The 20,334-nt window shown below is 66.8% G+C and carries 23 protein-coding genes, 1 other RNA gene and 1 riboswitch; of the genes, 10 read left to right on the plus strand and 14 right to left on the minus strand.

Annotated features, from left to right (window positions below):
• Positions 1-42 precede the first annotated feature (42 nt).
• Entirely contained in the window at positions 43-501 is a 459-nt protein-coding gene (locus RLN94_RS20625) for a GatB/YqeY domain-containing protein (RefSeq protein ID WP_350125559.1), read from the plus strand.
• A gap of 469 nt (positions 502-970) precedes the next feature.
• On the opposite strand, the gene RLN94_RS20630 is transcribed toward RLN94_RS20625, so the two are convergent.
• Genes RLN94_RS20630 through RLN94_RS20640 form a run of 3 tightly spaced genes read right to left on the minus strand, consistent with a single transcriptional unit; the run spans position 971 to position 2,322 of the window.
• Positions 971-1,471, minus strand: a complete 501-nt coding sequence (locus RLN94_RS20630) for a DUF2244 domain-containing protein (protein WP_350125562.1) — start codon at positions 1,469-1,471, stop codon at positions 971-973.
• A 55-nt stretch (positions 1,472-1,526) separates the two neighbouring features.
• The gene (gene dtd / locus RLN94_RS20635) at positions 1,527-1,964 is read right to left on the minus strand and encodes a D-aminoacyl-tRNA deacylase (RefSeq protein ID WP_350125565.1); all 438 of its coding nucleotides are present in this window, start codon (positions 1,962-1,964) and stop codon (positions 1,527-1,529) included.
• Position 1,965: 1 nt separating this feature from the next.
• Positions 1,966-2,322 carry a cupin domain-containing protein gene (locus tag RLN94_RS20640; RefSeq protein WP_350125624.1) on the minus strand — a complete coding sequence of 119 codons (357 nt, stop codon included), beginning with the start codon at positions 2,320-2,322 and terminating at the stop codon, positions 1,966-1,968.
• A gap of 102 nt (positions 2,323-2,424) precedes the next feature.
• Here RLN94_RS20640 and RLN94_RS20645 point away from each other — a divergent pair, with 102 nt between their 5' ends.
• The gene (locus RLN94_RS20645; protein WP_350125568.1) at positions 2,425-3,447 is read left to right on the plus strand and encodes a GlxA family transcriptional regulator; all 1,023 of its coding nucleotides are present in this window, start codon (positions 2,425-2,427) and stop codon (positions 3,445-3,447) included.
• 1 nt (position 3,448) lies between these two features.
• Here RLN94_RS20645 and RLN94_RS20650 read toward each other — a convergent pair whose 3' ends face one another.
• Positions 3,449-4,255: a pseudouridine synthase gene (locus RLN94_RS20650; RefSeq protein ID WP_350125571.1), complete on the minus strand. Its 807-nt coding sequence runs from the start codon at positions 4,253-4,255 to the stop codon at positions 3,449-3,451.
• A 62-nt stretch (positions 4,256-4,317) separates the two neighbouring features.
• On the opposite strand from RLN94_RS20650, the gene RLN94_RS20655 reads away from it, so the two are divergent.
• Positions 4,318-4,767: a nucleoside deaminase gene (locus tag RLN94_RS20655; protein WP_350125573.1), complete on the plus strand. Its 450-nt coding sequence runs from the start codon at positions 4,318-4,320 to the stop codon at positions 4,765-4,767.
• Positions 4,768-4,869: 102 nt separating this feature from the next.
• Here RLN94_RS20655 and RLN94_RS20660 read toward each other — a convergent pair whose 3' ends face one another.
• Positions 4,870-5,562: a metal-dependent hydrolase gene (locus tag RLN94_RS20660; protein ID WP_350125576.1), complete on the minus strand. Its 693-nt coding sequence runs from the start codon at positions 5,560-5,562 to the stop codon at positions 4,870-4,872.
• Positions 5,563-5,620: 58 nt separating this feature from the next.
• On the opposite strand from RLN94_RS20660, the gene RLN94_RS20665 reads away from it, so the two are divergent.
• The 6 genes from RLN94_RS20665 (at position 5,621) to rnpB (ending at position 9,989) form a co-directional block, all read left to right on the plus strand.
• Positions 5,621-6,283, plus strand: a complete 663-nt coding sequence (locus RLN94_RS20665) for a ceramidase domain-containing protein (RefSeq protein ID WP_350125579.1) — start codon at positions 5,621-5,623, stop codon at positions 6,281-6,283.
• A gap of 39 nt (positions 6,284-6,322) precedes the next feature.
• A complete protein-coding gene (gene gatC, locus RLN94_RS20670; RefSeq protein WP_350125582.1) occupies positions 6,323-6,610 on the plus strand; it encodes an Asp-tRNA(Asn)/Glu-tRNA(Gln) amidotransferase subunit GatC in 288 nt (95 codons plus the stop codon).
• A gap of 2 nt (positions 6,611-6,612) precedes the next feature.
• On the plus strand, positions 6,613-8,100 hold the full coding sequence (gatA, locus tag RLN94_RS20675) for an Asp-tRNA(Asn)/Glu-tRNA(Gln) amidotransferase subunit GatA (protein WP_350125585.1): 1,488 nt from the start codon (positions 6,613-6,615) through the stop codon (positions 8,098-8,100).
• A 35-nt stretch (positions 8,101-8,135) separates the two neighbouring features.
• Positions 8,136-8,900, plus strand: coding sequence for a hypothetical protein (locus RLN94_RS20680; RefSeq protein WP_350125588.1), 765 nt, complete (start codon positions 8,136-8,138; stop codon positions 8,898-8,900).
• Positions 8,901-8,979: 79 nt separating this feature from the next.
• A complete protein-coding gene (locus tag RLN94_RS20685) occupies positions 8,980-9,591 on the plus strand; it encodes an N-acetylmuramoyl-L-alanine amidase (protein WP_350125627.1) in 612 nt (203 codons plus the stop codon).
• A 13-nt stretch (positions 9,592-9,604) separates the two neighbouring features.
• Positions 9,605-9,989, plus strand: an RNA gene (gene rnpB / locus RLN94_RS20690) — RNase P RNA component class A.
• Positions 9,990-10,237: 248 nt separating this feature from the next.
• Here rnpB and RLN94_RS20695 read toward each other — a convergent pair.
• Positions 10,238-11,494 carry a M24 family metallopeptidase gene (locus RLN94_RS20695; protein WP_350125591.1) on the minus strand — a complete coding sequence of 419 codons (1,257 nt, stop codon included), beginning with the start codon at positions 11,492-11,494 and terminating at the stop codon, positions 10,238-10,240.
• 302 nt (positions 11,495-11,796) lie between these two features.
• On the opposite strand from RLN94_RS20695, the gene argE reads away from it, so the two are divergent.
• Positions 11,797-12,960, plus strand: a complete 1,164-nt coding sequence (gene argE / locus RLN94_RS20700) for an acetylornithine deacetylase (RefSeq protein ID WP_350125594.1) — start codon at positions 11,797-11,799, stop codon at positions 12,958-12,960.
• 113 nt (positions 12,961-13,073) lie between these two features.
• Here the strand turns inward: argE and trmB are convergent, their stop codons facing one another.
• From trmB to RLN94_RS20740, 8 genes are all read right to left on the minus strand, one after another.
• Complete coding sequence (gene trmB / locus RLN94_RS20705; protein WP_350125597.1) at positions 13,074-13,790, minus strand: tRNA (guanine(46)-N(7))-methyltransferase TrmB; 717 nt, start codon at positions 13,788-13,790, stop codon at positions 13,074-13,076.
• Positions 13,791-13,964: 174 nt separating this feature from the next.
• Positions 13,965-15,146 carry a methionine adenosyltransferase gene (metK, locus tag RLN94_RS20710; protein ID WP_350125600.1) on the minus strand — a complete coding sequence of 394 codons (1,182 nt, stop codon included), beginning with the start codon at positions 15,144-15,146 and terminating at the stop codon, positions 13,965-13,967.
• A gap of 6 nt (positions 15,147-15,152) precedes the next feature.
• Positions 15,153-15,201, minus strand: a riboswitch (SAM-SAH riboswitch).
• Between the two features lie 37 nt (positions 15,202-15,238).
• Complete coding sequence (gene lnt / locus RLN94_RS20715; RefSeq protein ID WP_350125603.1) at positions 15,239-16,747, minus strand: apolipoprotein N-acyltransferase; 1,509 nt, start codon at positions 16,745-16,747, stop codon at positions 15,239-15,241.
• A gap of 5 nt (positions 16,748-16,752) precedes the next feature.
• Positions 16,753-17,637, minus strand: coding sequence for a hemolysin family protein (locus RLN94_RS20720; RefSeq protein ID WP_350125606.1), 885 nt, complete (start codon positions 17,635-17,637; stop codon positions 16,753-16,755).
• Positions 17,638-17,691: 54 nt separating this feature from the next.
• Positions 17,692-18,180: an rRNA maturation RNase YbeY gene (ybeY, locus tag RLN94_RS20725; RefSeq protein WP_350125609.1), complete on the minus strand. Its 489-nt coding sequence runs from the start codon at positions 18,178-18,180 to the stop codon at positions 17,692-17,694.
• Positions 18,181-18,250: 70 nt separating this feature from the next.
• Entirely contained in the window at positions 18,251-19,264 is a 1,014-nt protein-coding gene (locus RLN94_RS20730) for a PhoH family protein (RefSeq protein WP_502949484.1), read from the minus strand.
• 145 nt (positions 19,265-19,409) lie between these two features.
• The gene (locus RLN94_RS20735; RefSeq protein ID WP_350125615.1) at positions 19,410-19,709 is read right to left on the minus strand and encodes a hypothetical protein; all 300 of its coding nucleotides are present in this window, start codon (positions 19,707-19,709) and stop codon (positions 19,410-19,412) included.
• Positions 19,710-19,718: 9 nt separating this feature from the next.
• Positions 19,719-20,297, minus strand: a complete 579-nt coding sequence (locus RLN94_RS20740; RefSeq protein WP_350125618.1) for an OmpA family protein — start codon at positions 20,295-20,297, stop codon at positions 19,719-19,721.
• Positions 20,298-20,334: the final 37 nt, after the last annotated feature.

Genomic DNA, 20,334 nt, shown 5'->3' on the forward strand with positions numbered 1-20,334 from the left:
AGGTTGACGGTCTTGCCAGCGGCCATGGGGATGAAAACGTCGATGGGAATGAGAGAGCAGGTCAACACTGCGCTGAAACAGGCCATGAAAGAGAAGGACACCGCGCGTCTGGCGACGCTGCGGCTGATCAACGCGGCCATCAAGGACCAGGACATCGCCCGGCGCGGCGCCGACGGGGACACCGACCTGTCCGATGCCGACATCATGGCCATTCTCGGCAAGATGACCAAGCAGCGGCAGGAAAGCGTCCGCGCCTACGAGGAAGGCGGCCGGCTCGACCTGGCCGAGCGCGAGCAGCAGGAGATCGGGATCATCGCCGAGTTCCTGCCCCGCCCGCTGGACGAGGCCGAGGTGGATGCCGCCATCGACAAGGCGATCCAGGACACCGGCGCCACGTCGATCCGGGACATGGGCAAGATCATGGGCCGGCTGAAGGAGAAATACACCGGCCAGATGGATTTCGGCGCGGTGGGTCCGAAGGTTAAGGAACGGCTGGCCTGACCGGGCCGGGCGTCGTGCCGCGTTAACGAATTCGGCGGTGAACGCCACGTCGGTATCGCGTCGGTATAACGTCGGTATTTTGTCGGTGTTTTTTCCGGACGTTGTGGGGGTGGTTCGATATCTTGAAAAGATATCGGGGCGAATTCTTTTAAAGAATTCGGTGGTTTACGGAGCGTTTTGGTCCAGAGAGTGGTGGGTTTCACCCACCCTATCCGCCCCGGGCCTGACCCGGGGCCTCTGGCCGGCGCGTGGTCCCGGCTCGGGGGCCGGGACGGGGATGCGAATAGGCGCGCGTGTCCTCCCGATATGCCTTACGCCTGGAACGCTGCGGATTTCGTTCGTACAACGGCATTTGCGCATCCCTGCCCGCCCCGGGCCTGACCCGGGGCCTCTGGCCGGCGAGAGGTCCCGGCTCGCGGGCCGGGACGGGGGTACGAGAAGGCGCGCGTGTCCTCGGGAGCGTTCCCCCCTACGGCTGTGCCGCCTGCCGCAGCGCATCGGAGAGCTCGCCGTAGAGCGCCTTGCGCTCGTCCTCCGACAGGAAGGCCCCGATCTCGACCTCGCGGCCCTTGCCGCTGAGCGTCACGTAATGCGGCACCGGCCCGCCCTTCTCGTGCATCGTGGCCGTGGCCCAGTAGCTCTGACATTCCCATTCCTGTGTCGCACCGCGCGGGTCGGTGCGGGTCAGGCGGATCTGTTCGGCGTCGATCGTCAAATCCTCGTTCAGCCGGGCGTCGCGATAGGACCGCTCGAGTCCCCACCACACCCCGGCCACCGCCATCAGCAGGAAGGGCAGAAGCCCCCACAGCACGATCGTGCCGAGAAGCGGGTAGAGCGGGATGGTGATCAGCGTGAAGGTCGCCAGGATGAAGGCGGCAAACCCCCGGCGCGGCAGTGACCGGTGCGGCCAGAGGCGCAGGCGGCGCACGGTGCCGCGGGGGTCTGTGGTGGCGCTCCACTCGTAAGGCATGGGGTCTATCCTAGCGTGGATCGCGAAAAGGGAAACGCGGCAATCCGCGCGGGCCTCAGACGTCCAACCAGATGGTCACCGGCCCGTCATTGAGCAGCTCGACCTTCATGTCGGCGCCGAATTGCCCGGTTTCCACCGGCACGCCCTGTGCGGCCAGTTGATCCGCGAAATACGCGTAGAGCCGCTCCCCCTCCTCCGGCGGCGCGGCGGCGGAAAAGCCGGGACGGTTGCCGCGGCTGGTGTCGGCGGCCAGGGTGAACTGGCTGACCACCAGCGCGGCCCCGCCCGTGTCGCGCACCGAGAGGTTCATCTTGCCGGCCGCGTCGGGGAAGATCCGCAGCTTGGCGATCTTCGCCGCCAGCTGATCGGCCTGCGCCTCGCCATCGCCCTGCATGGCACAGACGAGGATCAGCAGCCCCGGACCGGTCTGCCCGATCACCTCGCCCTCCACCGTGACCGAGGCATGGGCCACCCGTTGCAGCAGCGCCCGCATGTCAGATCCGCGGCTTCGGGGCCGGCGCGCGATCGGCATCACCGGAATTGGGCTCGCCCCTGGGCTCGATCAGCAGCACGCTGACCTCCTGCTCGGCGCGCGGGCGGTGCACCACGCCCTGCGGCACCACGATCATTTCCCCGGCGCGGAGGGTCTGGTTCGGGCGGTCCTCGAACTCCATCACCATCTCGCCCTCGAGCACGAGGAAGAAATCATCACTCGTATCGTGCTTGTGAAAGGGAAACTCGCCCTGGAATTTCACCACCATCACGTCGTTGTCGTTGTAATCGGCCACCACGTGCGGATCCCAGTGCGTGGTGAACCGCTTCAGTTTTTCCGCTAGGTTGATCGTGCCCACAAGTGCCTCCGCCAACAGCCTGTTTCGCCCAGCCATGCCCAAGCCGCCCGGTAGGCGCAAGGAATTTTGCACTTTCCCGCGCCGGGGTGCTAAGCCATTGCCATGCAAGACCGCTCTTTTGTGCCCCGGGGCGCCGCCAGCCTCAAGATCGCCTATGACGGGCCGCCCCGCGACTATCATTTCCTGCTGTTGCCGAAGCTGACGCTTCTGGCCTTCACCTCGGCGCTGGAGCCGTTGCGGGTGGCCAACCAGGTGACGGGCAAGGAGCTTTACCGGTGGTACGTGATGACCGAGGACGATGCCACGGTCACCTGTTCCTGTGGGGTGACCATCACGCCCGACACCCCCCTGCGCGACGTGCCGCGCGGCGGGGCGGCGTTCGTCTGTGGCGGGATCGAGCCCAACGAGAGCACCTCGCGCCGGACGGTGGGCTGGGTCAGCCGGCAGCGGACCTTCGGCGCGCGGGTGGGCGGTATCTGTACCGGTGCGTTTGCACTGGCGCGCGCCGGGCTGCTGGAGGGGCGGCGGTTCACCCTGCATTGGGAGAACCAGCCGGCCTTTGTCGAGACCTTCCTCGACCTGGAGCCGACCGAGAACCTCTACGAGAACGACGACGGCCTGCTGACCTGCGGCGGGGGGAGCGCGGCGACGGACATGATGCTGGCGATCATCGAGGCGGATTTCGGCAGCGAGCTGGCGACGATCACCGCCGACATGTGCCTGCACAGCCGGTCCGAGAACCGCGCGGTGCCGCAGCGGACGGCCTATGCCTCGGCCATCGGCAGCCGCAATCCGCGGCTGATCGCGGCGGTAGAGTTCATGCGGGCGCATCTCGAGGACCCGGTGGAGATGGCGGACGTGGCGGATCATATCGGGCTGTCGAAACGGCAGCTCGAGCGGCTGTTCCAGCGCTATATCCGGGCAAGCCCGGCGCAGTTCTACCTTGACCTGCGGGTGACGCGGGCGCATGCGCTGCTGAACGAGACCAACATGACGGTGGCCGACGTGGCGGCGGCGACGGGGTTCACCAGTTCGTCGCAGTTGTCGCAGCGGTTCCGGAAGCGGTACGGGAAGAGCCCGAGCGCCTATCGCAAGGGGTGGACGCAGCTGGTGCCGGGGGGCTGAGTTACCGGCGTTTCGGGCGGCGGGTGCGCTGGGGGACGGGTTTGGCGTCGGGCTTGCCACTTTTGCCGGGCCTGTCCTCTTTCATCCCCAATTGCTCGCGCATCACGCGGGGGCGGATCTCCTCCACCTCGCCGGGTTTGAGCTGGCCGAGCTGGAAGGGGCCGTAGGAGACACGGATCAGGCGGTTGACGGAGAGGCCCACGGCCTCCATCGCGCGGCGGACCTCGCGGTTCTTGCCTTCGCGGATCGAGACGGTGGCCCAGGCGTTGGCGCCCTGCTGGCGGTCGAGCGTCACGGTCATCGGCTGGAACCGCTCGCCGTCAAGCTCCAGCCCCTTGCGGAGCGGCTCGAAGGTCTCGTCCTTGGGCCGGCCCTTCACCCGCACGCGGTAGCGGCGCATCCAGCCGGTCGAGGGCAGTTCCAGCTTGCGCTTCACCCCGCCATCATTGGTCAGCAGCAGCAGCCCCTCGGAGTTGATGTCGAGCCGGCCCACGCTGAGGACGCGCGGCATGTCCTCGGGCAGGTCGTCGAAGATGGTGGCGCGGCCCTGCTCGTCCTTCGTGGTGGTCACGAGGCCGGTGGGCTTGTGGTAGAGCCAGAGCCGCGGCGGCTCGGGCGCGTCGAGCGGCTTGCCGTCGACCGTCACCTTGTCCTTGTCGGTCACGTTCAGCGCGACGCGGTCGATCACCTTGCCGTTCACCGTCACGCGGCCGGCCTCGATCATCCGCTCGGCCTCGCGCCGGCTGGCCACGCCCGCCCGGGCGATCACCTTGGCGATGCGCTCGCCATCTGGGGTCTTGCTGTTCATAGAAGGCCGCTTAGCGCAAAAGCCGCGCTTGCGAAAGCGTCATGCGCGGGGCATGGAAGGGCATGACCTTCACGAGCCATATGGAGACCGCGCTGGCCGAGGCGCGCGCGGCGGGCGACCGGGGCGAGGTGCCGGTGGGCGCGGTGCTCGTCGATGCCTGGGGCGCCGTCGTGGCGCAGGCGGGCAACCGCACGCGCGAGAGGAACGACCCGACGGCCCATGCCGAGATCCTGGTTCTGCGCGCCGCCTGCCAACTGGCGGGGAGCGAGCGGCTGCCCGGCTACAGCCTTTACGTCACGCTGGAGCCCTGCCCGATGTGCGCGGCGGCGATCTCCTTTGCCCGGATCGCCCGGCTCTACTATGGCGCGGCCGACCCGAAATCGGGCGGCGTGGCGCAGGGGCCGCGCATCTTCACCCATCCGCAATGCCACCACGTGCCGGAGGTCTATGACGGGATCGCGGCGGAGGAAGCCGAGGCGTTGCTCCGGACCTTCTTCGCCGCGCGGCGTTGAGCCGTCGGATTTTGATTATTTTTGGAACAATGAAAGCGCTTCGGGAGGTGCTTCATCTTGCCCCAAATATTCCGGGGTCCGGGGCAGAGCCCCGAATTTCCCCTAGAGTTCAAACGTCTTCATCACCTCGGGTTCGATCACCTTCACGTCGGGCAGCGCCTTGGTCAGCGCCTCCGCCGATTGTTCGAGGAAGGGGAAGGTCTTGTAGTGGCAGGGGATGACCGTCTTGAACTTGAAGAAGGTCTTGGCCGCGTAGGCCGCGCGTTTCATGTCCATGGTGAAATGCCCGCCGGCGCAGAGGATGCCGATATCGGGCTTGTGCAGGTCGTGGAAGACCTTCATGTCGGCCATCACGTCGGTATCGCCCGAGACGTAGATCGTGTGCCCCTCGCCCTCGATCATGAAGCCGCATTCCGTGCCGGGCACGTTGGGGCCCTTGTCGCTGCCGAAGCTCGAGGAATGGACCGCATGGACCATCGTCACCTTGACGCCGCCAAGGTCGACCGTGCCGCCCTTGTTGAAGCCGACGGTGGCGATCTTCTCCTTCTCCTCCCAGTGGCCCATCAGGTCGTACTGCCCGACCACGGGGATATCGAGCTTGCGGGACAGGCCGACCGTGTCGGCCACGTGATCGAAATGCGCGTGGGTCAGCAGGATATGCGTCGCCCCCTCGACCGCCGCGTCATGCTGATCCTCGGTCAGCATCGGGTTGCCGGTCAGCCACGGGTCGATCAGCAGGACCTGCCCGCCGATGGCGATCTTGAAGGACGCGTGTCCGAGGAATGTGATTTGCATGATGTTCTCCCTATCTTTGGCAGGTAACGTAGCGACTCCTGCGCGCGAGGAAAGCCCGATGGACTGGTTTGCGTCAATCGACGGATATTGCGAACGGCTCGGGCCCGCCTATTGGGCCGAGCCGGTGAACGCGGTCACGAACCTCGCTTTCCTCGTGGCGGCGGCGGTGATGGCATGGCGGCTGCGCGGGGCGCAGCTGCCGCTGGCCAATGCGATGGTGGTGCTGCTGGCGCTGATCGGGATCGGCAGCTACCTGTTCCACACCCATGCCGAGCGTTGGGCCGCGCTGGCCGATACCACGCCGATCCTGGCCTTCATCCTGGTCTATCTCTATGCCTCGAGCCGCGATTATCACGGGCTGTCGAAGCTGTGGTCGCTGGTGTCGGTCGGGCTGTTCTTTCCCTTTGCCGCGATCCTCGTGCCGCTTTTCGCGCAGGTGCCGGTGCTCTCGGCCTCGGCCGGGTATCTGCCGGTGGTCGTGCTGATCGCCGGTTACGCGGTCGTGCTGGCCCGCCGGGCGCCGGAAACCGCGCGCGGCCTCGCCCTCGGCGCGGGGCTGCTCTTCCTGTCGATCACGTTGCGCAGCCTCGACATGCCGCTCTGCGAAAGCTGGCCCGTTGGCACCCATTTCACGTGGCATCTGCTCAACGGTCTGCTGCTGGGCTGGATGATCGAGGTCTATCGCCGTCACATGCTTGCGCGCCGCCCGCGCGGGCGGTAAACGCTGGCGTCAGACCCGAGCACCGCGAAGAGGCCCGAAATGTCGATCGATCTGGAAACCGCCGCCCGCGTGGCCAAGCTCGCCCGCATCCGCGTGGACGAGGAGGACCTGCCGGCGCTGGCGGGCGAGTTCAACACCATCCTCGGCTTCATCGAACAGCTGAACGAGGTGGATGTCGAGGGTGTCGAGCCGATGACCAGCGTGACGCCCATGCGCCTCAAACGGCGCGAGGACAAGGTGACCGACGGGCACCAGCCCAAGAAGGTGCTGTCGAACGCGCCGGACGCGCGCGAAGGCTTTTTCGCGGTTCCCAAGGTGGTGGAGTAAGCATGACCGATCTGAACACCCTCACCATCGCCGAGGCGCGCGACAAGCTGCGCGCGGGCGAAGTGACGTCGAGCGAGCTGACCGAGGCGTGCCTGACCGCCATCGAGGGCGCGGGCGCGCTCAATGCCTTCGTGCACAACACGCCGGAGATCGCGCGGGAGCAGGCGAAGTTTGCCGATGCCCGGCTGCAGAAGGGCGACGATGCGCCCATGTGCGGGATTCCCCTTGGGATCAAGGACCTGTTCTGCACCAAGGGCGTGCCGAGCCAGGCGGCGAGCGGGATTCTGAAAGGGTTCAAACCGGAATACGAATCGACCGTGACGCAGAACCTGTTCGACGCGGGCGCGGTGATGCTGGGCAAGCTCAACATGGACGAGTTCGCCATGGGCTCGTCGAACGAGACCTCCGTCTATGGCAACGCGGTGAACCCGTGGCGGCGCGGCAATGACGAGACGGCGCTGACGCCCGGCGGGTCTTCCGGGGGCTCGGCGTCTGCCGTCTCCGCCGACTTGTGCCTGGCCGCGACGGGCACCGATACCGGCGGGTCGATCCGCCAGCCTGCCGCGTTCACCGGCATCACCGGCATCAAGCCCACCTATGGCCGCTGCTCGCGCTGGGGGATCGTGGCGTTCGCCTCCTCGCTCGACCAGGCGGGGCCGATGACCAAGTCGGTGCGCGACGCGGCGATCATGCTTGGGGCGATGTGCGGGCATGACCCGAAGGATTCGACCTCCGCCGATATCCCGGTGCCGGATTTCGAGGCGATGCTGACCGGCGATATCAAGGGCAAGGTCATCGGGATTCCCAAGGAATACCGGATGGAGGGAATGCCCGAGGAGATCGAGCAGCTCTGGGCCGACGGCACCGCGATGCTGAAGGATGCAGGCGCCGAGATCCGCGATATCAGCCTACCGCACACCAAGTATGCCCTGCCCGCCTATTACGTGATCGCGCCGGCGGAGGCGTCGTCGAACCTCGCCCGCTATGACGGGGTGCGCTTTGGCCACCGCGCCAAGCTGGAACAGGGCGACGGCATCACCGAGATGTACGAGAAGACCCGCGCCGAGGGGTTCGGCCACGAGGTACAGCGCCGCGTGATGGTGGGCACCTACGTGCTGTCGGCGGGGTTCTACGATGCCTATTACAACAAGGCGCGGAAGGTGCGGACGCTGATCAAGAAGGATTTCGAGGATGTCTTCGCCGAGGGCATCGACGCGATCCTGACGCCCGCGACGCCCTCGGCCGCCTTCGGGCTGGGCGAGATGGCCGAGGCGGACCCCGTCAGCATGTATCTCAACGACGTATTCACCGTGACCGTGAACCTCGCTGGGCTGCCCGGGATCGCCGTGCCGGCGGGGCTCGACCGGCAGGGGCTGCCGCTGGGTCTGCAGCTGATCGGGCGGCCGTGGGAAGAGGGCGATCTGCTCAACACGGCCTACGCGCTCGAGCAGGCGGCAGGATATGTGGCAAAACCGGCCAAATGGTGGTAAACTGTCGAAAACGATAGATGGCAGGACTTAAGCAGATGCGTTTCACGATCCTCGTCGCGGCCCTTGCGGCCGTCTCGGCCTGTTCGCCCGGCATTCCCGACAGTGCGGCAGGCGTCGGCTTCGACGATTACAGCGAGTACGAGGCCAGGCGGCAGGAGCGCGAGGTCTTGCTGACCGGCGCCAGCGCCGTGCCGCCGGCCGGGGCCATGTCGGACGAGAGCACCGACACGTCCGGCCGCATCGCCACCGGCACCTCCGACAACAGCGAGGACCTCGCCCGCGAGACGCAGGCCGCGCTGGCCGCGACCCGTACCGGAACCTCTGGCACGTCCGGCACAACGGGCACCGCCGACGAACCGCTGCGCGCCAATCCCAACAACCCGCCCCCGGAAACCGTCGAATCCGCCTCCGGCATCTCGACCGAGAACGATTTCAACGCCGTGGGCGACGCCCGCTCGATCGAGAGCGATGCCGCGCTGATCGCCCGCAACCGCGAGCAATACCAGGTGATCCAGCCCACCGCCCTGCCCGCGCGCTCGGGCGATACCGGGCCCAACATCGTGGAATACGCGCTGGCCACCAACCACCCGGTCGGCACCAAGGTCTACAACCGCATCGGCCTGAACAAGCAGGCGCGGTTCGAACGCAACTGCGCCAAGTATTCCTCGGCCGACCGCGCGCAGATCGATTTCCTCGCCAATGGCGGCCCGAACCGCGACAAGATGGGCCTCGACCCCGATGGCGACGGCTATGCCTGTGCCTGGAACCCGGCGCCCTTCCGCATCGCGGTGAACGGCTGACGTGACGCCCGACCACCCGTCGGCCACCCCCCACCCCTCGCCCAATTGCGGGGAGCGGCGGCGAGGTGCCCTGCCGGATATGATCGTGCTGCATTACACCGGCATGGAAAGCTGTGCCGCGGCGCAGGAGCGGCTGTGCGACCCGGGCGCCGAGGTCTCTGCGCATTACCTGATTTCCGAGACCGGCAAGCTCTGGCAACTGGTGCCCGAGGCGCAGCGGGCATGGCACGCGGGCGCGGGGCACTGGGCCGGGGTGACGGATGTCAATTCGCGCTCCATCGGCATCGAGCTGGTCAATACCGGCGACGCGCCTTTCCCCGAGCCGCAGATGGCCGTGCTCGAGGAGCTGATGCGGGGCATCATGGCGCGCTGGTCGATCGAGGCGCACCGGGTGATCGCCCATTCCGACATGGCGCCCGCGCGCAAGGCCGACCCCGGCCCGCGCTTCGACTGGCGGCGGCTGGCGCTGTCGGGGTTGTCGGTCTGGCCGGAGCCTGCTGGCGGTGGCGACTTCCTCGACGCCGCGCGCCGCTTCGGCTATCCGCCCGACGCCACGCCGGAGGCGACCCTCGCCGCCTTCCGCCTGCGCTTTCGCCCCTGGGCCAGTGGGCCGGCCGATGAAACCGACGCCGCGATGGCCGCGGACCTTGCCCGCCGCTTTCCCGTTGACCGGGACGCGCCGAGCGCCTAACTGCCACAGATGCGCGGAGGGCCGGATGGCCGCCTGCAATCCGCTGACGCGGATCGCACGGAGGAAAGTCCGGACTCCACAAGGCGACGGTGCCGGGTAACGCCCGGCCGGGGCAACCCGAGGGAAAGCGCCACAGAAAACAGACCGCCTGCAATCCGCTTCGCGGATCACGCGGGTAAGGGTGAAACGGTGGGGTAAGAGCCCACCGCGGGACGGGCAACCGGACCGGCACGGCAAGCCCCACCGGGAGCAATGCCGAATAGGGATCGCATTTTGGGCCGGCCTTGGCCCCGCGGTCCGGGTTGGCAGCACGAGCCTGTTGGCGACAGCAGGCCCAGATGAATGGTCATCCCCGGGGCAACCCGGGACAGAATCCGGCTTACAGGCCCTCCGCGCATATTTCAGCTCATACACTACAAGGCGCAGAGCACCGTGCGGAATCAAGGTGCGCCATGGGCGCACCGCCGCACGATCGCCCGCTGCCCGGCAGGCGATTGCAAGGCAATCGCCGAGAGGGGGGCCGCCCCCCGGGCTGGCGATTGAGAGAGGTGAGCGCTTCGTCGGCAGGTTTCATCGTGGCGGAGATATAAAGTGGCATCCACTTCTGTCGGTCGCCACCCCGCGGTCTGGCAATCGCGCGGCTTATCTACCCCAGCAATTCCTCCTCGAACGGAAACCGCGACAGCAACTCCACCCCGCTCTCCGTCACCAGCACCTGCTGCTCCAGCTTCACGCCCTCCTTGCCGCCATCCTCGCCGATGTAGCTCTCGACGCAGAGCGTCATGCCCGGCCTGATCTCGCCGTCATAGCCCGCATCCGGGAAATCACCCCGGTGGTACAGGTAGGGATACTCCCCCGTCATCCCGCAGCCATGGGCCGACAGGTAATAGCGGTTGGCGTGGTACTTCTCCGGAATGTCCCAGGCGGCCTCGGCATAATCGCGGAACGACATGCCCGGCCGCAGGATCCCGAGGTTGTGCGACACCTGCTCATGCGCCACGCGATACAGCTCGCGCTGCTCCGCCGTGGGCTTGCCCGGCCCGGAATGGAAGGTACGCGAGAAGTCGGAGTAGTAGCCGTGACAGCCCACCACGTCCGTATCGAGCGCGATCAGCTCGTTTTCCCCGATCACCTTGTCGCTCGTCTCCTGGAACCACGGGTTCGTCCGCGCCCCGGCGTTGAGAAGCCGGGTCTCGACGTAATCGCCGTTCTGCGCGATCACCGACTGGTGCAGCACCGACCACAGTTCCGCCTCGGTCAGGCCCGGGCGGATGGCGGCGCGCAGGTTGGCCACGCCCCGCTCTGTGGCGCGGAGCGAGGCGTTGACGCATTTCATCTCCTCGGCCGACTTGATGGCGCGGGCCATCTCGACCGGGGCCTGCGCGTCGACGATATGAAGGCCCGCATCGCGCAGGGCGATGGCGGCGCCGGCGTTCATCCGCTCCAGCCCGAGGGTGGCGCGCTTGCCGGCCAGCTCCTCGACCAGCCCGGCCATCTCCCTGGCCCAGGCCACCTCGCGCTCGGCAATCTTCGGGCCGGCGGCCACGTAGCTCGCCGTTCTGGCGGGGCGCACCTCGTCCACCGTCTCGAACCCGTGGGCCAGGTGCAGGCAGCCGGTGAACTCGAACAGGATCGAGCGGTCGGCGGTCAGCAGAAGGTAGCGCGACGGTGTGTTCCGCATGGAAAACACCTGCATGTTGCGGGTGCCGGTGGCGTAGCGGATGTTCACCGGATCGCTCAGGATCACCGCGTCGATGCCGTGGCGCTCCATTTCGCGGCGGACCTGCGCCTGGCGGTACTGGCGCACCGCCTTGAGATCGATGCCCTCGTCCTCGGGGCTGCGGTCAAGCTGGGCGAGGCCCTGCAGATCGGCGCGCTCGGCGTGCCAGTCGAACTCTGCCATGTCGTCTCCTGTTGCGCGGCACGGGGCGCGCGCAATTCTCTTGAAACTTCGGGGAAGTCGGAGCCGCTCTAACACGCCCCGCCCGGCCCCGCCTATCCCGGATCGACATCGCGCGGCCGGGCATGCGACATGGCCGGCGCGCCCGGTACGCGGGCAGAGCATCCACCGGGCCCGGCGATGGTTCTTTTGTCACCTGCCCGCCTCTCCGCCCGCTGGCGTACATTTCTGTCCAGATTTGACTTGACGGGGCAGCCCCGCCTCAACACAGTCGATCAGGTTTTCCAACAGCCGGGAGGGTGCGCGTGACAACACAGCTTTCCGATACGGTGGCGCTCCTGGGCGATTTGATCGCCTTTCCCACCGTTTCCGAACTCAGCAATATCGACATGATCGCCTTCTTGGCCTACCGGCTGGAAGAGGCCGGCGCCCGGGTTGATATCTTTCACGACGAGATCGGGCATAAAGCCAATCTTTTCGCCACGATAGGCCCCGAAGTTGATGGGGGCATCGTGCTGTCGGGCCATTCCGACGTGGTGCCTGCCGACCCGCAGGACTGGGTCTCCGATCCGTTCGAGATGATCGAGCACGAGGGCCGGCTTTACGGGCGCGGCACCTGTGACATGAAGGGGTTCATCGCGGCCGCAACGGCCATGGCCCCGGTCTTTGCCGAGCGGGTGAAGGACCGGCCGGTGCATTTCGCCTTCACCTATGACGAGGAGGTCGGCTGTTTCGGGGCGCAATCGCTGGTGAAAAGCTTGAAGGCCAAGGGGTTGCGGCCCGGTGTTGCGGTGATCGGAGAGCCCACCTCGATGCGGATCATCGAAGGCCACAAGGGGTGCTATGAATACACCACCCGCTTCTCCGGTCTGGCGGGCCACGGCTCGGCGCCCGACCGGGGGGTGAACGCGGTGGAATACGCGGTGCGCTACGTGAACCGCCTGCTGGAGCTGAAGGACGCCCTGCGCGCCCGCGCCCCGGCCGGCAGCCGCTTCGACCCGCCCTGGACCACCATCAACACCGGCAGCCTGCAGGGCGGCGTGGCGCATAACGTCATCGCCGGCCATGCCGAGGTGCAGTGGGAAATGCGGCCCGTGCAGCTGTCGGATGCGGATTTTGTAAAGGACGACCTGCGGGAGTATTGCCTGACCCACCTGCTGCCTGCGATGAAGGCCGTCTGCCCCGATGCCGACATCGTCACCGAGGTGATCGGCGAGGTGGAAGGCCTTGAACCGGTTGACGAAAACGAGGCCAAGGACATCGTGATGGAGCTGACCGGCGCCAACTCGGTCGACGTGGTGCCCTTCGGCACCGAGGCGGGGATCTTCCAGACATTCGGTATGTCGTCGGTGATCTGCGGGCCCGGCTCGATCGACCAGGCGCACAAGCCCGACGAGTTCGTCTCGATCGACCAGTTGCAGCAATGCCTCGACATGCTGGACCGGCTGGGGGGCAAGCTCGCGGCCTGACGGCCCCGCGCCCCGGGCTTGACCCGGGGCCTCTTGCCGGAACGCGGAGGTCCCGGGTCAGGCCCGGGACGGGGGGGGGTGAGCACCGCCCGCCAAGCCCTTGACCTGAAACCCTAACCTTCCCGGCGAAACGTCAGGTAATGCGGCACGCGGCCCTCGCGCAGGGCCTTCTGCTCGTAGCGGGTGGACAGCCAGTCATCCCACGGCTCGCGCCAGTCCGCCGGCCCCTCCGCCAGCCACTCGAACCCGTGTTTCGGCACCTGCTGCAGGGTCTGGCGGACGTAATCGGGGATGTCCGTCGCCACCCGGAAGATCGCGCCGGGTTTGAGCACCTCAGCCAGCGGCTCCAGGTGCTCGGGCGTCACGAAGCGGCGGCGATGATGGCGCTTCTTCGGCCAAGGATCGGGGTAGAGGAGAAAGGCGCGATCCACTGATTTCGCTGGCAAAACATCGAACAGGTCTCGCACGTCGCCGGGATGGATGCGGATATTCTCGCAGCCCTCGTCGCGGATCTTGCCCAGAAGCATCGCCACGCCGTTGATATACGGCTCGCAGCCGATCAGCCCGGTTCCGGGGTTCCGCGCGGCCTGGTGCACCATGTGCTCCCCGCCGCCGAAGCCGATTTCCAGCCAGACCGGCCGGTCGCCAAAAAGCCCTTGCAGGTCAATCGCTTCCCGCTCGGGGTTCACGTCCCAGTCGACCTTGCCGGGTGACAGCGCGGCGAGGTCCTCGTCGATATAGACCTTTTGCGATTTCCGCAGCGACTTGCCCTTCAGCCGCCCGTAGAAATTGCGCCACGGCGCGCCGGAGGGATGGGATTTATCCGCCATGAGCGACCCCGCTGCTGCAGGATATCGGCCTCCGGGAATTGCACATCCCGAACATTAAAAGCCAACAAATCCGGAGATTAATCCAATTTCCTTGATGTTTTCCAGCTTCACCCATGCATCCTCCACGGAAAAGGGCGGCGCCCGGCGCCGCCCCTTGCATCCTGCTCCGAAAGGTCAGACCGCCTTCTTCAGCGTCTCGACAAGGTCGGTGCGTTCCCAGCTGAACCCGCCATCGGCCTCCGGCTCGCGGCCGAAATGGCCATAGGCCGCGGTGCGCTGGTAGATCGGCTTGTTGAGCTCGAGCTGCTCTCGGATGCCGCGCGGTGTCAGGCTCATCGAGGCGCGGATCGCCTTCTCGATCTCCTCCTCCGGGATCTCGCCGGTGCCATGGGTCTCGGCGTAGATCGACAGCGGCTCGGCCACACCGATGGCATAGGAAAGCTGGATCGTGCAGCGCTCGGCCATGCCGGCGGCCACCACGTTCTTGGCAAGGTAGCGCGCAGCATAGGCCGCCGAACGGTCGACCTTGGTCGGGTCCTTGCCCGAGAACGCCCCGCCCCCGTGCGGCGCGGCGCCGCCATAGGTGTCGACGATGATCTTGCGCCCCGTGAGGCCCGCGTCGCCATCCGGTCCGCCGATCACGAACTTGCCCGTGGGGTTCACGTGCCACACCGTCTCGTCAGACAGCCAGTCCTGCGGCAGCACCTCGCGGATATACGGCTCCACGATCTCGCGGATATCGTCGCTGCTCAGGCTCTCGTCGAGGTGCTGTGTCGACAGCACGACCTGGGTCACGCCCACCGGCTTGCCGCCTTCGTAGCGCACCGAAAGCTGCGACTTGGCATCCGGCCCGAGCGCCGGTTCCTTGCCCGATTTCCGCACCTCGGCCAGCCGCCGCAGGATCGCGTGCGAGAACTGGATCGGCGCCGGCATCAGCGCGTCGGTCTCGTTGGTGGCAAATCCGAACATGATCCCCTGGTCGCCCGCGCCTTCGTCGCGGTTGCCCTCGCCGGTGACGCCCTGGGCGATATGCGCCGACTGTTCGTGCAACAGGTTAAGCACGTTGCAGGTCTGCCAGTGGAACTTGTCCTGCTCGTAGCCGATATCGCGAATGCAGTCGCGGGCGATATCCTCCATCCGGTCCATGTAGTCGCGCAACTTGTCCTGGTCCGTCAGGCCCACCTCGCCGCCGATCACGACCTGGTTGGTGGTGGCGAAGGTCTCGCAGGCGACGCGCGCCAGCGGATCCTCGGCCAGAAGGGCATCGAGCACGGCATCGGAAATGCGGTCGCACACCTTGTCGGGGTGCCCCTCCGAAACCGACTCGGAGGTGAAGGTATAGTTCTGACGGGACATGAATAACGCTCCATTAAGATTTTCCCGTCACGTCAGGAAGCCGTTGTGACGGGTCAAGACTGATTAGGCTGGCCCTGTCGGAGCGTCAACGCCTAAACGGTTTCGCCCCTGCGCCTGTGATGGAGAAAGGACAGGAGGAGGAGAAAAAGGGCAAATCCGGCGATCGGCGCGTCGCCGGTGCGGGCGTAAACCGTGGGCGGTAGCGCCGGCGGCAGGGCCGTGTCGATCAGCCCCGCCTCGCCCAGCGGCAGATGCGCGGTCACCTGCCCGTTGGCGTCGATCATCGCCGAGACGCCGGTATTGGCCACCCGGATCATCGGCAGCCCCTGTTCGGCGCTGCGCAGGCGGGCCTGGGCCAGGTGCTGGTAGGGGCCGAGGATGTTGCCGAACCACGCGTCGTTGGTGATCAGCAGGAGGAGGTCGGGCCGCCGGTCATAGGCGCCGACATCCTGCGGGAAAACGCCCTCGTAGCAGATGAGCGGCAGGGCGAGGCCCAGCTTGCCCAGCTCGATCACCTGCGGGCCGGGGCCGGCGGAATAGCCGTTCCCCTCGTTCGAGGCGAGGCCGTAAATGCCGAAATTTGCAAGAAAATCCCCGAAGGGCATGTATTCCCCGAAGGGCACGAGGTGATGCTTGTCGTAGAGCGCCGTGACCTCGCCGCCCTGGTCGAGGCGGATGAGCGAGTTGAAATAGCGCCGCCCCTCGAAGCGTTGCAGGCCGAGGACGACCGGCGTCTCGCCCGCCGCCTCGGAGATCGCGTCGAGCGCGGGGCCCGCGCGTTCGAGCACCCAGGGGATCGACGTCTCGGGCCAGACGATGAGGTCGGGCGCCTTCTCCTGCGGGGCGGCGGCGGTGTAGTCGAGCTGCCGGCGGAAGAAGCCCACGGCCTTCTCGCCATCCCATTTCTCGTCCTGCGGCGCGTTGGGCTGGACAAGGCGGATGGTGGCGGCATCGGCATTCGCGCCGGCCTCGGGCACAAGCGGGATCGCCGCGCCCCACAGCAGAAGCGGCAGCGCGGCCAGCGGCACGCCCGGCCGCCAGCGCCCGGCCATCAGCATCCAGAGCCCCGCCGCGCCCGCCAGCACCAGCGCGGTCAGGCCGAGCGACCCGCTCCACGACGCCCAGTAGAGAAGCCCCGTGTCGATCAGCCCGTGGCCGATCTGCGCCCAGGGAAAGCCGGTCAGAAGGTAGGTGCGCGCGGCCTCGATCAGCATGAAGCTCGCGATGAAGGGCGCCGCCCGCCCGCCCAGCGCCCGGGTCACCGCCAGCGCGCCGGCCCAGAAGCTGCCCAGCCCGATGGCGAGGAAGACCAGCGCGAAGGGCGCCATCCAGCCATGGCGGGGGGCGTCGATGAAGAAGGGCTCGACGATCCAGAAGAGCGCCAGCATGTAATAGCCGGTGCCCGCGGCCCAGCCCAGCAGGCCGGCCCGGCGCCAGCCCGGCGCCGCCCGGCCCAGCCCGTAGACCAGCGCGAGCGACAGGAACGTGGCCGGCCAGATGTTGAGCGGCGCCTGCCCCAGCGCGCCCAGCGCGCCGGCCAGAACCGCAAGGGCCACCTGCGCGCGCGCGCCCAGCGCCCGAACGGTTTCCGGGGCGCGCATCCGGCCTAGGCGTCCTGATGTCCGGGCAGGCGCACGCGCAGACGCTTGATGCGGCGCGGGTCGGCCTCGACCACCTCGAAGACCGTGCCGCCCGGGTGCTCGACCATCTCGCCGCGCACCGGCACCCGGCCCAGCAGCATGAAGACCAGCCCGCCCAGCGTGTCGATCTCCTCCTCGTCCACCTCCTCGGCCTCGGTCAGCGACTGGCCGATCTCCTCCTCGAACTCGTCGAGGGGGGTCTTGGCCTGGGCGAGGTAGGTGCCCGGTTTCTCCTGCATCCAGTAGGTATCGTCGCCGGTGTCGTGCTCGTCCTCGATCTCGCCCACGACCTGTTCGATCAGGTCCTCGATCGTCACCAGCCCGTCGACCCCGCCATATTCGTCGATCACCAGCGCCATGTGCCGGCGTTCGCTCTGCATGTTCTGCAGCAGCACGCCGATCGGCATCGAGGGCGGCACGTAGAGCAGCGGCCGCACCAGCGGCCTGAGCGAAAACCTGCCGCCCTTGCCGTTGAACCCGTAGCTCAGCGCGAAATCCTTCAGGTGGGCGAGGCCCACGGGCGAATCGAGCGTGCCGTCGAACACCGGCAGCCGGGTCTTGCCGCTGTCGCGGAAGACGCTCACAAGCTCGTCCTTGGTGATGTCGAGCGGGACGGCCACGATATCGGCCTTGGGCACCGACACGTCCTCGACCGTCAGGGTCCGCAGGTTGCCGAGGCCCAGCGCCCCCGAGCGCGGGGCGCTTGCCCCCTCGCCCTCGCCGTTTTCCTCGCCCGTGCTGAACGCGTCGAAAATGCGGCGGAAAAATCCGCCCTGTTCTTCCTCGCTCTCCTGGCTGTCCGCCTGCGCGCAACGCGCCGCGTTAGAAGATCCGTCTGTACTGTCGCCCATCGTCTTTTGGTCCAAAAAAAGGTGGGGCGTGCATACACGCGCCCCGCTGATGTTTCAATATGGGTCAGGCAGACCCAGCTTGCCAAGTATCGCCACCTCGGTTGCTTCCATCAAAGTGGCATCTTGGTCACGGACATGATCATAGCCCAGAAGATGTAACAGCGCGTGAACGATCAGGTGGGTGACATGGTCGGCCATCGGCTTGCCCGCCGCCGTGGCCTCGCGCGCGCAGGTGTCATAGGCGATGGCGATGTCACCCAGTTCCGGGTCGAGGCCCGGTTCGGGCCGCTCGGGCACGGCGCCGGGGTCTTCCGGTGCCCGCTCCTCCGACGGCCAGGAGAGGACGTTGGTGGGCGTGGGCTTGTCGCGGAAATCCGCGTTCAGCACGGCGATGCGGGCATCGTCGCAGGCGAGGAGGGAGACCTCCCAGTCGTCGGGGGCGAGCCCGAGGTGCAGGAGCGTGGCCTCCGCCGCGCGCTCGGCCAGAGGGCCGAGCCCCGCCGCCTCCCAGCGGTCGTCCTCGTAGAGAATGTCGATCTGCATCGCTTACCGCCGGGCCCCGGAAAATGCGCATTTTCCGGCCCGTTTTCTTCGAAGAAAACGGCGCCCCGCCTCACACGTCCTTTTCATAGGCCTCGATGATCTTCGCCACCAGCGGGTGGCGCACCACGTCCTTCGAGGTGAAGTAGTTGAACGAGATGTTGGGGATTTCCTTCAACAGCCGCTCGGCATCATGCAGCCCGCTGGTCACGCCGCGCGGCAGGTCGACTTGGCTGCGGTCGCCGGTGATGACCATGCGGCTGCCCTCGCCCAGGCGGGTCAGGAACATCTTCATCTGCATCGAGGTGGCGTTCTGCGCCTCGTCCAGCACCACGAAGGCATTGGCCAGCGTCCGGCCCCGCATGAAGGCCAGCGGCGCGATCTCGATCCGCTTTTCCTCGATCAGCTTGGCCGCCTGTTTCGCCGGGAAGAAATCGTTCAGCGCGTCGTAGAGCGGCTGCATGTAGGGGTCGACCTTCTCCTTCATGTCGCCGGGCAGGTAGCCCAGCTTCTCGCCCGCCTCGACCGCCGGGCGCGCGAGGATGATCCGGTCGACATGGCCCTCGATGAACATCGAAACGCCCACCGCCACGGCAAGATAGGTCTTGCCGGTGCCCGCCGGGCCGATGCCGAAGGCCATTTCGTTGTTGAAGAGCGACAGCACGTAGGCCTTCTGCGCGTCCGTGCGCGGCTCGACCAGCTTCTTGCGCGTCTTGATCTCGACCGGGCCGCCCTTGAACATCTCGAGCTGGTCGCCGTCGCAGCTTTCCGTCTGCGGCTCGGGGCGTCCGCCGCCCATGCGCAGCTCGCGGTCGATATCGGCCGCTTCCACCGGTCGCCCCGCCTCGAGCCGGGCATAGAGCGCGGTCAGCACGCCCACGCCCTCCTTCACCAGCGGCTCCTCTCCCACGACCGAGAGCTGATTCCCGCGCCGCATGATCTGGACACCCAGTTGGCGCTCGATCTCCGCAAGGTTGCGGTCATGCTCGCCGCACAGGTCGATGAGGAGGAAATTATCGGGAAATTCAACGGTCTCTTCATGCAGGGCGGAAGAGTCGTCCATCGGGGGCAGCGCGGTTGTAGCCAAACAGATCTCCTGAACCAGCGTGTGGAATATATGGTGCCAAGATGGCGGCGCAACTGCAAGATAAAGGGAGGATTTGTCATCGCGCTGGCACAAAAAAAGCCGCAGGCGCCCGGCCTGCGGCTTTTCGATGCCTATCCGGCCCCGATCAGATCGGGTCGGAGACGGGCGAGCCCCGCTTGAAGGCGCCGGTCGCCACGTTCGGCGGCGCTGTGCCCGAGCAGACGGGCTTGCCATACTGGTCGAGACGCTGCGAGAGATAGCCCTCGATCCCGTCGTCGATGATCCAGTGGTCACACCCGTTCGGGTCGACCCAGATGCCGGCCTGAAGCTGGCTCAGGTGCTTGCTGTCGAAGCCACGGTCGACAGTCTTGTTCTGCTTGGAGCCGACACAGCCGGTCACCAGCACGGCGGCACCAAGAATGGCGCAGATGTTCACGATCTTCATGGTATCCCCCTAGCGGATGCAGATGATTTCGACGCGGCGGTTCTGCTGCATGCCGGCGGCCGTCGAGTTCGGCGCCTTCGGCATACGCTCGCCATACCCGCGCACATCCGCGATCCGCGCGCCGGTCGAGGCCGCGACGGAGGCGACCGAGTTGGCACGGCGCAGGGACAGGTCGAGGTTGTACTCGTCCGAGGCCCGGCTGTCGGTGTGCCCGACGATGATGTAGGAAATCGCCTGGGTCTGCTGGAAGAAGCCGGCCAGCCGCTGGCGTCCGGCGGAGCTGATATGGGCGCTGTCGGTCGCGAAAAGCTGATCCGTGTTCATCACCCCGCACACGTTGCCGCGGCGGCAGACGGGAATGCCCTGACGTGTCACGTGGGGGGACATGTACCCTTCCCAGCCATCGTCCATCACCCAGTGTTCACATCCGTCGGGATCGACCCAGATGGTAGGAACGTACCGTTCGCCGACAACCACGCGCTGGCCGCTTTGGGCCTCGGCATAACTTGCCGTCACTGACAAACCAATGACGGCGGCAGCAAGCCCGCCGAGGATGCCGCGAACTGTTTTCGAAAGATATTCGGTCACAGCCACTGTCCTTATGTTAACCCCCCAGATCGCACGG

The sequence above is a fragment of the Roseovarius sp. genome (assembly GCF_040223625.1).
In the GTDB taxonomy this organism is placed as follows: domain Bacteria; phylum Pseudomonadota; class Alphaproteobacteria; order Rhodobacterales; family Rhodobacteraceae; genus Roseovarius.